Source organism: Kitasatospora sp. CB02891, from assembly GCF_002803145.1.
Lineage (GTDB): Bacteria > Actinomycetota > Actinomycetes > Streptomycetales > Streptomycetaceae > Kitasatospora > Kitasatospora griseola.
The window spans coordinates 123,463-136,909 of sequence record NZ_NNBO01000009.1; the positions used below are offsets into that span (position 1 = coordinate 123,463).

General features: G+C 76.4%; 10 protein-coding genes. 6 read left to right on the plus strand and 4 right to left on the minus strand.

The window, feature by feature from the left end:
- Positions 1-100 precede the first annotated feature (100 nt).
- From CG736_RS20895 to CG736_RS20905, 3 genes are read left to right on the plus strand one after another with little or no spacing between them, the layout of a single operon-like run.
- The gene (locus tag CG736_RS20895; protein WP_198520566.1) at positions 101-3,178 is read left to right on the plus strand and encodes a type 2 lanthipeptide synthetase LanM family protein; all 3,078 of its coding nucleotides are present in this window, start codon (positions 101-103) and stop codon (positions 3,176-3,178) included.
- Positions 3,179-3,222: 44 nt separating this feature from the next.
- A complete protein-coding gene (locus CG736_RS20900; protein ID WP_100587723.1) occupies positions 3,223-3,459 on the plus strand; it encodes a hypothetical protein in 237 nt (78 codons plus the stop codon).
- Positions 3,460-3,515: 56 nt separating this feature from the next.
- Positions 3,516-6,497, plus strand: a complete 2,982-nt coding sequence (locus CG736_RS20905) for a helix-turn-helix transcriptional regulator (protein ID WP_100587724.1) — start codon at positions 3,516-3,518, stop codon at positions 6,495-6,497.
- A 75-nt stretch (positions 6,498-6,572) separates the two neighbouring features.
- On the opposite strand, the gene CG736_RS20910 is transcribed toward CG736_RS20905, so the two are convergent.
- A complete protein-coding gene (locus CG736_RS20910; protein WP_100587725.1) occupies positions 6,573-9,068 on the minus strand; it encodes an ATP-dependent Clp protease ATP-binding subunit in 2,496 nt (831 codons plus the stop codon).
- 258 nt (positions 9,069-9,326) lie between these two features.
- On the opposite strand from CG736_RS20910, the gene CG736_RS20915 reads away from it, so the two are divergent.
- Positions 9,327-10,259 (plus strand): polysaccharide deacetylase family protein, encoded by a 933-nt coding sequence (locus CG736_RS20915; protein ID WP_100587726.1) that lies wholly within the window; start codon positions 9,327-9,329, stop codon positions 10,257-10,259.
- A gap of 22 nt (positions 10,260-10,281) precedes the next feature.
- Complete coding sequence (locus CG736_RS20920) at positions 10,282-11,337, plus strand: GNAT family N-acetyltransferase (protein WP_157815674.1); 1,056 nt, start codon at positions 10,282-10,284, stop codon at positions 11,335-11,337.
- On the opposite strand, the gene CG736_RS20925 is transcribed toward CG736_RS20920, so the two are convergent.
- Positions 11,324-11,743, minus strand: coding sequence for a YchJ family protein (locus CG736_RS20925; RefSeq protein WP_100587894.1), 420 nt, complete (start codon positions 11,741-11,743; stop codon positions 11,324-11,326). The two genes, CG736_RS20920 and CG736_RS20925, sit on opposite strands and share 14 nt — an antisense overlap.
- Before the next feature lie 52 nt (positions 11,744-11,795).
- The gene (locus CG736_RS20930; RefSeq protein WP_157815675.1) at positions 11,796-12,071 is read right to left on the minus strand and encodes a hypothetical protein; all 276 of its coding nucleotides are present in this window, start codon (positions 12,069-12,071) and stop codon (positions 11,796-11,798) included.
- Between the two features lie 433 nt (positions 12,072-12,504).
- Here CG736_RS20930 and CG736_RS20935 point away from each other — a divergent pair, with 433 nt between their 5' ends.
- The gene (locus CG736_RS20935) at positions 12,505-12,999 is read left to right on the plus strand and encodes a hypothetical protein (protein WP_100587729.1); all 495 of its coding nucleotides are present in this window, start codon (positions 12,505-12,507) and stop codon (positions 12,997-12,999) included.
- A 7-nt stretch (positions 13,000-13,006) separates the two neighbouring features.
- On the opposite strand, the gene CG736_RS20940 is transcribed toward CG736_RS20935, so the two are convergent.
- Positions 13,007-13,399: an RNA-binding S4 domain-containing protein gene (locus tag CG736_RS20940; protein WP_100587730.1), complete on the minus strand. Its 393-nt coding sequence runs from the start codon at positions 13,397-13,399 to the stop codon at positions 13,007-13,009.
- Positions 13,400-13,447 lie beyond the last annotated feature (48 nt).

A 13,447-nucleotide genomic window follows, 5' to 3' on the forward strand; every position in this document is an offset into this window, starting at 1 on the left:
CCGAATTCCGAATCCCGCCACCGCCCCCCGCGGGGCGGTCGCGGGAATATGGGGGCCGTCCCCCATGTCGCCCGGCCCGCCGACTGCCATGCTCGCCACCATGACGGATCCCACAGCCACCTGGGGCCAGCACGGCGACGGCGCCTGGTGGGCACCGGCGTTGAGCCTGACCGAGCGCCTGCCCGGACCGGGCGGGGGAGCGGGCGCCCCGCGACCGCCGCGCCCCGGGTTCGTCGCCGCGCTGCGCGGCGGCGCCGTCCAGCTGGTGCAGCCGGCCCCGGCGGACGCCGACGAGGCCCGACTCGACGCCTGGCAGCGGGAGTTCGACGGCCGGCTCGACGAGTGGCTGGCCGACCTGGGCGCCGACCGGGGCCGCCTGCGGGCGCTGCTGGCCGAGTCGGCCGACAGCCTGGCGGCGCGGGTCGCCGAACCCGGCTGGCCGGCCTTCGTCCGGCGCGCGGTGGCGGCTGCGCCCCTCGCGGCGGTCGCGGCCGACGGGCCGGTGCCGTGGGCGGACGGGTTCGCGGCCGTGCTGGCCCCGTTCACCGCCACCGCGCTGGCCGCCCTGCGGGCCGAGCCGGCCTGGCGGGCCGCCGAACCCGTGGCCGAACTCGCCGAGCTGGAGCGGGACTTCGAGCGCAGCCTGACGTCCCGGCTGGTGCGGACCGCCGGCCGCACGCTGGTGCTGGAGCTGAACGTGGCGCGGGTCGGCGGCGCCCTGCGCGGCGAGAGCGGCGCGGAGCGGTTCGGCGACTTCGTCCGGCAGGCCGGGACGCGGCCGAGGCTGGCCGCGCTGGCCGCCGAATACCCGGTGCTGGCCCGCCTGTTGGCGCACTGCTGCGAGGACGCGGTGGCCGCCTGGGCCGAACTGGCCGACCGGTTCACCGCCGACCGGGCGGCGCTGGTACGGGAGTTGCTCGACGGCGAGGACCCCGGACCGCTGGTGAGGGCGCGGACCGGCGCGGGCGACCGGCACGCCCGCGGCCGCGCGGTCGCCGTCCTGGAGTTCGCCGACGGGCGGCGCGCGGTGTACAAGCCGCGCCCGTTGGGCGTCCACCGGCACTGGAACGACCTGCTGCGGCTGCTCGGCGAGTCGGTGCCGAACGCGGCCCTGCGCAGGCTCGCCGTGCTGGACCGCGGCGGCTACGGCTGGCTGGAGTTCGTCGAGGCCGCACCGTGCGCGGACCGGCGCGGCGTGGAGCGGTTCTACCGGCGGCTCGGCGTGCAGCTCGCGCTGCTGCACGTGCTCGGCGGCACCGACATCCACTACGAGAACCTGATCGCGGCCGCCGACCAGCCCGTCCTGGTCGACCTGGAGACGCTGTTCCACCCCGAGCAGGGACCGGCCCCGGGCGACGACCCGGCGCGGCGGGTGCTCGCCGACTCGGTGCACCGGATCTCGCTGCTGCCGTTCCCGCTGCTCGGCGAACACGGCGCACTCGACGTGTCGGGGCTCGGCGGCGACGACGGCGCGCCGCTGCCCACCTCCGTGCCGGGCTGGGCGGAGGCCGGCACCGACCGGATGCGGCTGGTGCGCGAACAGGGCCGACTGCGCCGCGCCGCCAACCGCCCCCGGCTCGACGGGACGGACGCCGACCCGCAGGAGTACACCGAGGCGCTGGTCGCCGGATTCCGGGCCGGCTACCGGGCGCTCGCCGACACCGCGCCCCGACTCGGCGCCCCCGAAGGCCCGTTGGAGAGCTTCGCCGCCGACACCGTGCGCGTCGTGGCCCGCCCCACCCGGCGGTACGCGACGATGCTGGAGGAGTCCACCCACCCCGACGCCCTGCGCGACGGCCTCGACCGCGACCGGCTGCTCGGCCTGCTCTGGCGGGAGTCTGCCGACGACCCCCGGCGCCGTCCGCTCGCCGCCGCCGAACGCGTCGAACTCTGGCGCGGCGACGTCCCGTTGTTCACCGCCGCCGTCGGCGACGGCCGCCTGCACTCCGACGGCCGCCCCTGCGGCCCCGCCCCCGCCGACAGCGGGCTCGACCGCACCCGGCGGCGGCTCGCCGCGCTCGACCGCACCGACCTGTACGACCAGGAGTGGATCGTCCGGGCCGCGCTCGCCACCCGCTCCGCCGGGCCGGGCGCCGCCCCGGCCGCCCCGGCCGGACACTCCCGCCCGCCCGTCGCCCCCGACCCCGACCGGCTGCTCGCCGCCGCCTGCGACCTCGCCGACCGGATCCTCGCCCGCGCGCACGGCGACCGCCGGCGCGTCAACTGGCTGACCCTGGAACCGATCACCGACCGGCAGTGGGCGCTGATGCCGCAGGGCGCGGCGCTCGACGGCGGCTACCTCGGCACCGCGCTGTTCCTCGCCCAGCTCGCCGCCCTCACCGGCACCGCCCGCTACGCCGAGACCGCCCGGCGCGCCGTCCGGCCGCTGCCCGCCCTGCTCGACGCGCTCGCCGCCGACCCCGCCCACCTGGACGCCGTCGGCGCGGGCGGCTTCACCGGACTCGGCGGCATCGCCTACGGCCTGGCCCGACTGGACGCGCTGCTGCCCGACGACACGGGCACACTCGGCGGATCGGTCGGCACGGCCGTCCGGCTCACCGCCCGGGCCGCCCGCACCGCGCCGCCCGAAGACCCGCACCCGGACCGGCAGTTGCTCTCCGGTGACGCCGGCTGCCTGGCCGCGCTGCTCGCCGTCCACCGGCTCACCGGCGACCCGGCCGCGGCCGCCGCCGCCGACCACTGCGCCGAACGGCTCGCCGCCACCCCCGACCCCACCCCGGACGGCGCCGCCCACCGGCGCTGGGCCCTGCACCGCTACGCGGCCACCGGCCGCGCCGTCCACCTGCCCGACCCCGGACCCGCCCGGCCGCTGAGCCCCGCAGCGAACCTGGCGGCCGCCCGGACCCCGGACACCGCAGCGCCGTCGCCGCCGGCCGGACCCGCCGCGGACCACAGCCTGCTGCACGGCGACAGCGCCACCCTGGAACTCCTGCTCACCGGCCGCCCCACCGACGCCGCCACCCGCGCCGCGGCCCTGCTCGGCGAGCTCGACCACTCCGGCCCGCGCTGCGCCACCCCCGCGGCCATCCCCACCCCGGCCCTGCTCACCGGCCTGGCCGGCATCGGCCACACCCTGCTCCGCCTCGCCCACCCGGCCGAGGTGCCGTGCGTCCTGCTGCTGGAGCCCCCGCGGCACCCGCGCCAGGCCCGCACCTGACCGTCCGTCCGCCCGTTCCGTCGCCCCCCACCAGGAGGACCGCCATGACCGCCTCGACCCTCGTCGCCCAGTGGAAGAACCCCGACGCCCGCGCCGACGAGAGCGCCCCGCACCCCGCGGGCGAGATCGCCCCGACCCTGCGCTGTGCCGAACTGCCCCGCGTGCGACGGGCGTTGGTGCTGAGCGGGTGGGCGGCGCCCGACCTGAGCACGATCGACGTCAACACCAACGACACCACCACCTGGAACACCGTCACCTCCCTGTCGTTCACCGAGGACTGAGAACCGCCCGAACGTCCCCATGGCCCGTTGACGGCACCGGCGGCTAGCCTGCCGGAATGCTCACCTCCTCGCCTTATGTCGTGGGTCGCGCCGAGGAACTGCGGGTCCTGCTCGACGGGTTGATCGACGCCCGCCGGGGGCAGGGGCGCGCGGTGTTCGTCGGCGGCGAAGCGGGAATCGGCAAGACCCGGCTGGCGGCCGACTGCGCCTACCGGGCGGTCGCGGACGGGATGGCGGTGCTGCGCGGCCGGGGCAGCAGCGCGGGCGCGCCGGTGCCGTTCCGGCCGGTCGCCGAAGCACTGCTGTCGCTGTTCCGGGTGAGCGGGCCGCCGCAGGACCCGGCGCTCGCGCCGTACCGGTCCGCGCTGGCGGCGCTGGTCCCGGACTGGCGGGGCGAGCAACGCCCGGCCGCGCCGCCCTCGTTGACCGACATCGCGGAGGCGCTGCTGCGGCTGCTCGGCGCGGTCGGCCGGGAGGGGCCGGACCGGCCGCCGCGCGGCTGCCTGCTGATCGTCGAGGACCTGCACGAGGCGGACGCGGAGACCCTGGCCGTGCTCGACTACGTGATCGACAACCTCGACGGCCTGCCCGTCCTGCTGGTCGCGACGCTGCGCCAACACCCGGGCCCCGCACTCGACCTGGCCCTCGACGCCGCCGCCCGCCGACAGGCCCGACGGCTCGACCTGCACCCGCTGGACCAGTCGCAGACCGCCGAACTCGCCGCCGCCTGCCTGTCCGCCGCCCCCGGCGCGCTGCCCGCCGCCGTGGTCGAGCGGGTGGCCAGGGACGCCGGCGGAAACCCGTTCGTGGTCGAGGAGCTGCTCAGCGGCATGGTCACCGCCGGGGCGCTGCGCCGCGACCCCGAACGGGGCTGGGAGGTGTTCGGCGACCTCGGCATCGAGGTGCCGACCACGGTGGTGCGCAGCGTGGTGCAGCGCGCCGCCCGGATCGACCCGGCGGGCCGGGAGATGCTCAACGTCGCCGCCGTGCTGGGGCGGCGCTTCGCCCTGCCGGTGCTGCAACTGGTCACCGGGCTGGACGACCGCAGCCTGCTGATCCACCTGCGGGCCGGGATCGACGCCCGGCTGCTGTCGCCCAGCGGCCCGGTCGCGGACCGGTACGAGTTCCGGCACGCGCTGGTCGCGGACGCGCTGCTGGCCGACCTGCTGCCCGCCGAGCGGGCCGCGATCGCCCGCCGCGCGGCCGGGGAGGTGGAACGCGCCTACCCCGGACTGCCCGGCGAGTGGCGGCAGTTGGTGGCCGTGCTGCGGCAGGCCGCCGGCGAACCGGAGGCCGCCGCCCGGCTGTTCGCGGAGGCCGCCGAGGAGGCCCGGCAGGACGGGGCGACCGAGTCCGCCGTCGCCCTGCTGGAACGCGCCCTGGAACTGGTCGGCGGGAGCGGCGCCGGCCCGGCCGCCGCGAGCGGGATCCGCGAGCGGCTGGTGCACGCCCTCGCCGACAGCGGCCGGTTCGACCAGGCCCGCGACCTCGCCCGGACGCTGCCGCTGGGCGGTCCGGCCGCGCTCGGCGACGACCGCACCGCCGCCCTGCACCTGCGGCTGGCCCGGGCCGCCGTCAGCGCCGGCCGCCTCGGGGACGCCGCCGAGCAGGCCGCCCTGGTCCGCGCCCTGCTCGGCCCGGCGGCCGGCCCGGAGCGGACCTGCGCGCTGGAGGTGGTGGAGGCCCACCTGGCGCTGACCGACCCCGCGCAGGCCGTCTCCGCGCATGCGGACGGGGTGCCGGACGGCGAGAAGCGGACCGCCGCCGCCGAGCGGCTGGCCCGCCGCGCCGCCGAACGGGCGGAGGCCGCCGGACTGCCCGAAGTCGCCTGCCAGGCCTGGCAGTTGCTCGCCCTGCTGGAGCGTCGGCACGGCTTCGACCGGGCCGACGGCTGCCTGCGCCGACTGCTCGACCTGGCCGTCCGGCACCGCCTCCCCAGCTGGCAGGTCGACGCCCAACTACGGCTCGGCGTCAACGAGTTCATGCGGATCGGGGAGTCCGTCCAGCTGGAGCGGGCGCACCGGGCCGCACTCGACCTGGGGGCGCTCGACCTGGTCCGCGCGGCCGAGGCGACGCTCGCCATGCACGCCGTGCTGCGCGGCGACTACGCCCGGGCCCGGACGCTCACCGACCAGGGCCTGGAGGCCAGCGCCCGGCTGCGCAACGTCGACCACCACCAGTTCCTGCTGCTGACCCGGGCGATGGTGGCCGCCCACCAGGGCCGCCGGGCCGAAATGACCGACGTGCTGGCCGAGTTCGACCGCTGGGACGGCGCCGACTCGCTGCAGCTGCCGCTGGCGCACGGCAACTGCCGGGCGGTGTGCGCCCTGCTGGAGGAGGACCGGGCGCTGGCCCTCGCCGAGTTCGACCGGGCTCGCCGTTGGGAGGCCCGGCACCCGTCCGTCTTCTACCTGAACGGCGCGCACGGCCTGCACCCGCTGCTGCGCGCGCTGGCCGGCACCGGGTCCGCGGAGGAGCACGCCCGAACGGCCGCCGACCACGCCTCCGCGCTGGCCTGGAACCGGCAGTTCGAACGGCTCGCGCACGCCGTCCACCTGGGCCGGGCCGGGCAGCCGGGGCCCGCCGCCGAGGCGGTCGAGGAGGCCGCCCGGGCCGCCCGCCCGTTCGCGATGGCCCGCCACCTGGGGCTGCGGCTGGTCGCGGAGGCCGCGCTCGCCGACGGCTGGGGCGAGCCGGTGGGATGGCTGCGCAGCGCTGAGGAGTACTTCCACCGCGCCGGAGTGCCGGCCGTCGGAGCGGCCTGCCGCCGTCTGCTGCGGGAGGCGGGGGCCAGCGTCCCGCAGCGGCGCACCGGCACCGAGCAGGTCCCGGAGCCGCTGCGCGGACGGCGGGTGACGGTGCGGGAGTACGAGGTGGTGCTGCTGGTCGCCCAGCGGCTCGGCAACCAGGAGATCGCCGCCCGGCTGAGCATCTCGCCGCGGACGGTGGAGAAGCACGTGGCCAGCCTGCTGGAGAAGGCCGGCCAGCCGAACCGGACGGCCCTCGCGGACTGGGCCGCCCGCGCCACCTCCGGATGACGCGCGGATCCGCCCCGGGAGCGGCTCCCGGGGCGGATCCGGCCGTGGCGGTGCGGCCGATCGGCGCCGCAGGCCTCAGGCGGCGTCCGGGCGGCCGATCGAGCAGACCAGTTCGCCGTCCTGGGCGTCCGCGACGATGGTGTCGCCGGGCTGCAGGTCGCCGGAGAGCAGCATGGTGGCGAGCCGGTTGTCCAGCTGGGTCTGGATGGTGCGGCGCAGCGGCCGGGCGCCGAACTCGGGCTGGTGGCCGCGGTCGACCAGCCACTGCTTCGCCGCCTCGGTGACGTCGAGGTGGAGGCCCTGCGCCTTCACCCGCCGTTCGGAGTTGGCGAGCATCAGGTCGACGATCCGCAGCAGGTCGTACTCGCCGAGCGCGTCGAAGACGATGATGTCGTCGATCCGGTTGAGGAACTCCGGCAGGAAGCGGCCGCGGAGTTCGGCCATCAGCCGGTCGCGGATCTCGTCGGTCTCGCCGCGGTGGGAGAGGATCAGCTGCGAGCCGATGTTGGAGGTCATGATGACCACCGTGTTGCGGAAGTCGACGGTGCGGCCCTGGGCGTCCGTCAGCCGCCCGTCGTCGAGGACCTGGAGCAGCGCGTTGAACACGTCGGGGTGGGCCTTCTCGACCTCGTCGAACAGCAGCACGCTGTACGGGCGGCGGCGGACCGCCTCGGTGAGCTGCCCCGCCTCCTCGTAGCCGACGTAGCCGGGCGGGGCGCCCACCAGCCGGGAGACGGTGTGCTTCTCCTGGAACTCGCTCATGTCGAAGCGCACCAGCCGGTCCTCGTCGCCGAAGATCAACTCGGCCAGGGCCTTGGCGAGTTCGGTCTTGCCGACGCCGGTCGGGCCGAGGAACAGGAACGAGCCGACCGGGCGGTTCGGGTCGGCCATGCCGGCCCGGCTGCGGCGGACCGCCTCGGAGACCGCGACCACCGCCTTGTCCTGGCCGATCACCCGGTTGTGGAGCTCCTCCTCCAGCTTGAGCAGCCGGGCCTTCTCGTCCTCGGTGAGCTGGGCGACCGGGATGCCGGTCTGCCGGGAGAGCACGTCGGCGATGTCGTCGACGGTGACCGAGACGACGCCCTCGCGGCGCTCCTCGATCTCGGCGCTCTGCGACTCCAGGTCGGCGATCCGGTCCTTCAGCCCGGAGGCGCGGGCGAAGTCCTCGGCGGCGACCGCCTCGTCCTTCTCACGGCGCAGCTTGGCGAGCTCGTCCTCCCGGCCGATCACCTCGGTGGAGCGGCCCAGGCCCCGCAGCCGGACCCGGGCGCCGGCCTGGTCCATCAGGTCGATGGCCTTGTCGGGCAGGAAGCGGTCGGACACGTACCGGTCGGACAGGTCGGCGGCGGCGCGCAGCGCGTCGTCGGTGAACCGGACCTGGTGGTGGGCCTCGTAGGAGTCGCGCAGGCCCTCCAGGATCTGCACGGTCTCCTCGACGGACGGCTCGGGGATCAGCACCGGCTGGAACCGGCGCTCCAGGGCCGCGTCCTTCTCGATGTGCTTGCGGTACTCGTCGATGGTGGTCGCGCCGATCACGTGCAGCTCGCCGCGGGCCAGGGCCGGCTTGAGCATGTTGCCGGCGTCCATCGCGCCCTCGCCGCCGGCGCCCGCGCCGACCACGGTGTGCAGCTCGTCGATGAACAGGATGGTCGAGTCGGCGGCCTCCCGGACCTCGTCGATGACGTTCTTCAGCCGCTCCTCGAACTCGCCGCGGTACTTGGAGCCCGCGACCAGGCCCGACAGGTCCAGGGAGACCACCCGGCGGTCCTTCAGCGTGGTGGGGACGTCACCGGCGATCACCCGCTGGGCGAGGCCCTCGACGATGGCGGTCTTGCCGACGCCGGGCTCGCCGATCAGCACCGGGTTGTTCTTGGAGCGGCGGGAGAGGATCTCGATGGTCTGCTCGATCTCCTCGGCCCGGCCGACCACCGGGTCCAGCTTGCCGAGCTTGGCGTCCTCGGTCAGGTCGCGGCCGTACTCGTCCAGGGTCGGCGTCCTGCTCTCCTCCTTGGCCGGGATGCCCCGCTCGCCGCGGGCCGCGGCCGCCTCCGCCCCGCGCCGCATGCGGGAGGCGTCGGCGCCGTGCGCGGCCAGCAGGCGGCCGGCCGCCGAGTCCGGGTCGTCCAGCAGGGCGGCCAGGATGTGCTCCGGCCCGATGTACGAGACGCCGGCGGCCTGCGAACGGGCGTGCGCGCCGATCAGCACCCGCTTGGCGGCCGGGGTCAGGCCGGGCTCCGCGGACGGGTCCGCCTCGCCGGCCGGCAGCGACCGTTCGATGGTGACGGCGAGCTTGTCGGGGTCGGCGCCGGCCTGGGCGAGCAGCGAGCGCGCCGGGTCCGTCAGGGTCGCCGCCCACAGCAGGTGCGGGGTGTCGAGGTCGGTGCTGCCGTCCTCCTGGGCGCGCAGCTCGGCCCGGCCGATCAGGTCCCGGGTGGACTCGGTGAGCAGCCGCCCGATCGGGACCCGCTGGACGGCGGGCGGGGAAGCGGCCGGATTCAGGCCGAAGAAGCGATTCAGCAGTTCGGAGAAGGCGTCGTTGGAGCCGAGCGAGCCGAAGCCGGGCATGGTCATAGTGAGGGCACTCCCATGGGCGGACGGGCAGCAGTCTCCCAGAACTATGTCAATCCGTTATATGAGCCGCAAAGCGGTGCGATCCGGACAGGTGGCGGGCCCTCGGACGCCGCCCGCTCCCGGCCCGCTCCCAGGAAGCTTCCAGGAACTTGGGACAGCCATTACCCGCGCATGGGACGCTGATGATCTGACTCCGACGGGCACCGCGGGCCGCAGGCCCCAGGTGCCCGTCCGTGCCACCGGCCCATGGGGGGAACCATGCCGACCACGGACCGCGCCGCCCGGCGCCGGACCCTCGACGCGCTCCTGCGGCACTCCCCGCTCCAGCCCGCCTTCCGGGCCCGCGCCGCCCGCCGCCTCGCCGTCCTCGCTTACCACGGCATCGACGACCCCGCCGCGTTCCGCGCCCAGATGGAGCACCTGGCTCGCACCGCCCACCCGGTCGGCCCCGACCAGGTCGCCCACGCCGCCGAGCACCACCGCCCGCTGCCGCCCCGCAGCGTGCTGGTCACCTTCGACGACGGCGACCCCACCGTCCTCACCCACGCCCTGCCGATCCTCGCCCGACTGCGCATCCCCGCCGCCGCGTACGTCATCACCGACCTGATCGACACCGACCACCCGTACTGGTGGACCGAGGCCACCCAGCTGATCCGCCGCGGCGGCCACACCGGGGCCCTGCGCGGCCTCCCCTCCGCCGCCGCCGTCCACCGCCTGAAGACCCTGCCGGACGGCGAACGGCTGCACGCCCTCGCCGAGTTGCGCGCCACTGCCGGGCGGCAGGCGCCCCGGCAGCGGCAGTTGACCGCCGCCGAACTGCGCACGCTGACCGACGGCGGCCTCACCGTCGGCAACCACACCGCTTCCCACCCCTGCCTCGACCGCTGCGACGACGACCACCTCGACGCCCAACTGGTCGAGGCCCACGACCGGTTGACCGCCTGGCTGGGGCACCCGCCGACCACCTTCGCCTACCCCAACGGCAACCACGACCCGCGCGCCGAGACGGTGCTGCGCATCCTCGGCTACCGCACCGCGTTCCTCTTCGACCACCGCCACACCGCGCTCGTCCCCGCGGAGCGCCTGCGGATCAGCCGGCTGCGTGTCAACTCGCACACCGGCCGCCACCGCTTCGACACCATCCTGTCGGGCCTCCACCCGGCGGTGCACCGCCTGCGCGGGGGGCGTTGAAGGGGCGTTGAAGGGAATGGGGATGAGCGCCGAGGACCGGGGGTGTGCCGTGGAGATCGTGCGGACGGATCGGCTGGACGGCGAACTCGTCGACGGATGGCGGCAGTTGATCGCCGACGATCCGGACGGGTCGTGGTTCGCCGGGCCGGACTGGGTGCTGGCCTGGTGGCGCACGCTCGGCGCCGGGCAGCGGGGCGAGATCGCCGTGTGGCGCGGCCCGGACGGACGGGTGGAGGCGGTGCTGCCGTTGGCCCGCGGCCGGTTGCGGCTGCACCACCGGGTGCCGTTCGGAGTGTCGGCGGTGACCCTGCTCGGGGCGGGGCCCGGCGCCGCCGACCACTGCGGGCCCGCCGTCCGGCCGCACCGGCGCGACGAGGTGGCCGCCTGGCTCGCCGCCCGGGCGCGCCGCCGCACCCTGTGGTTGCCCGCGCTGGACCAGGCGCACCACGACCTGCTGCCGCCCGGTGCCCGCCCCGTCGCCCGCACCGCCTGCCCGCGGCTCGACCTCACCGTCGGGCCCGACCGGCTCGGCTCGCGCGACTTCCGGGCCGCCAACCGGCGCGCCCACCGCCGGCTGGCGGCGGCCGGGGTCACCTTCCACTGGGCGCCGCCCACGGCCGCCCCGCCCGGCGTGCTGGACGAGCTGCTGCGTCTGCACCGGCTGCGCCGCCAGGCCGCCGCCGGCGGCGTCAGCAGCTTCGACGCGAGCCGGCTGCCGCTGCACCGGGCGCTGCTGGAGACCGCCCGGCCCGGATCCGGGCCGGCCTTTCAACTCGCCCGTCACCAGGGCGAGTTGATCGGCGTGCTGTACGGCTTCCGGTGGGCCGACCGGTTCGCCTACTACCAGATCGGCTGGGACCAGCGGTGGGCCGCCGAATCGCTGGGCACCGCACTGATCGACGCGGCGGTGCGCAGCTGCGCGGCCGAGGGCGTGCGGGTCTTCGACTTCCTGCGCGGCGACGAGCCGTACAAGTACCGGTTCGGCGCGCAGGACCGCACCGATGTCAGCCTGTTGCTGCCGCGCGGCCCGGGCGGGGCGCTGCTCGGCCTCAAGTACCGCCTGCTCAGGGCTGGATGACGCCGTCCAGGTACACCCACTCGCCCTGGTGGCGGACGAAGCGGCTGTTCTCGTGCAGCGAGCCGGCCCGGCCGCGCTCGCGGTAGTGGGCGCGGAACTCGACCGTGCCGTCCTGGTGGAACGGCCCGCCGTCGGTGGCGCCGAGGATCTCCAGGCGCTCCCACCGCAGCGACGGGTCGAAGTCGACGGAGGCGGGCCGGGTGTCCGGGTGCCAGGACCGCAGCAGGTACGGCTCGTCGCGCACCGCGAAGGCGCTGAACCGGGAGCGCATCAGCTGCTCGGCGCTGCCCGCGGCGGCCTCGCCGCGGTGCAGCCGCCCGCAGCAGTCGGCGTACGCGGCGGGCAGCCCGCACGGGCAGCCGGTCGGAGCGGCGGAGGCGGAGGAGGGGGTGCGTCGGCGGGCCATGGCGACCATTATCGCCGCCCGCGGGAGCCGACTCCGTCGTGGCCGGCCGTGGTCAGGCGGAGGCGGGCGCCCCGGCGGGGACGCTCGGCGGGAACCCGCACGCGTCGATCAAGTCGAAGATCAGATCGTCGACGAGCGAGTGCGCCCGCTTGGCCAGAACCTCCGCGAGCGCGACCGGGTCGGCGGTGCAGCCGGCCTCGGCGGCCCACCGGGTGATGTGCTCGGCGGCGCCCGGCGGCGGTTCGGGGATCCCGTACTCGGCCGCCGTGGCGGGGCCGGGAAGCTCGACCACCGCGTCCCGGACGGCGTCAGGCCGACGACCTCGCACACGTCGCTGTCCATGACGCGCGCGATCGGGACCGGGGCGCCGGTGGAGTCCGCGAGCTGCCGGAACGGCCGGAGCGAGTCGCCCGGGAGGCCGTGGTGGATCTGCGGGGTCTGCCGGCCGCCGGGGCGCGGCAGGCACTCGGTCGCGCAGTCCGAGCGGCCCTCCGCGCAGCCGGCCGCGATCGCGGCCGGCCCGCCGAGCGGCTGTTCACTTCGAGCCAGGACGAACTCCCCGCTGAAACCCATGTCCCCCTCCTCGGCCGATGCGCAGAGACCGGGCGGCCGCAGTGACAGCCCGGTGTGCCGCGGACACGCGGACACGCGGCCACGCGGACGGGCGTGCCGGACGGGCGCGACACAGGCCCCGCGGGGCAGGATGGGCGGGTCCGCGCCCGGACGGGGCGGACGGCGACCGGTCGGCGAAGGGGACTGCGATGAGCGACCACCACCACAACGTGCTGCTGCTCGGCTTCACCGACCGGGAGGCGTGCCGGCGGGCGTACGAGGACGCGATGCACCTGCCGGGGGTGCGGCAGGTCGCGGTGCTGGAGCGCAGCGACGAGGGGATCGTCGACATTCCGGAGAGCCACATCCGCGGTGCGGGCGTGCCGACCATCGGCTCCGGACTGGTGGGCGGGCTGGTCGGGCTGCTCGGCGGGCCGATCGGGGCGCTGCTGGGCTTCGCGGCGGGCGCGGCGATCGGCAACGCGGCCGAGCAGACCGAGATGACCGACGGCGGCGCGGGCCTGATCGTGCTGTCGTCGCGGGTGGACAACGGGCGGGCGCTGCTGGTGATGGACGTGGTCGAGCACGACAGCGCACCCGCCGACGAACTGGCCGCGAAGTACGGGGCCCCGGTGGAGCGGATCACCGCCGAGGAGTTCGCCGAGCAGGTGCGGGTCGCGAAGGAACGGGCTCAGGGCTCCTGACGACTGCTCAGAAGTAGGGCCGGTAGCCGTCGCGGAGCTTCTCCAGGTCGCGGCGGTCGCGCTTGGTGGGCCGGCCGGCGCCGCGGTCGCGCAGGCCGATGTCGGCGGGCCGTTCGGCGCGGGGCGGCGGCGGGGGGCTGTGGTCCACGTAGCAGGTCTCCGCGACGGGGGCGCCGACGCGTTTGGCGATCGGCCGGACCACCTGGACGATCCGCTCGCGGCCCTCGATCCGCACCCGGACGTCGTCGCCCGCCTTGACGTGCTGGGCGGGCTTGGCGGTGGCCCCGTTCACCTTCACGTGCCCGGCCCGGCAGGCCGCGCCCGCCGCGGAGCGGGTCTTGATCAGCCGGATGGCCCAGATCCAGCTGTCGATCCGTACGCTCGCCTCGTCCGTACTCATGGCCCGAGCCTATCGCCCGCCCGGGCCCGCGCCCGCGTTTGTGCAACT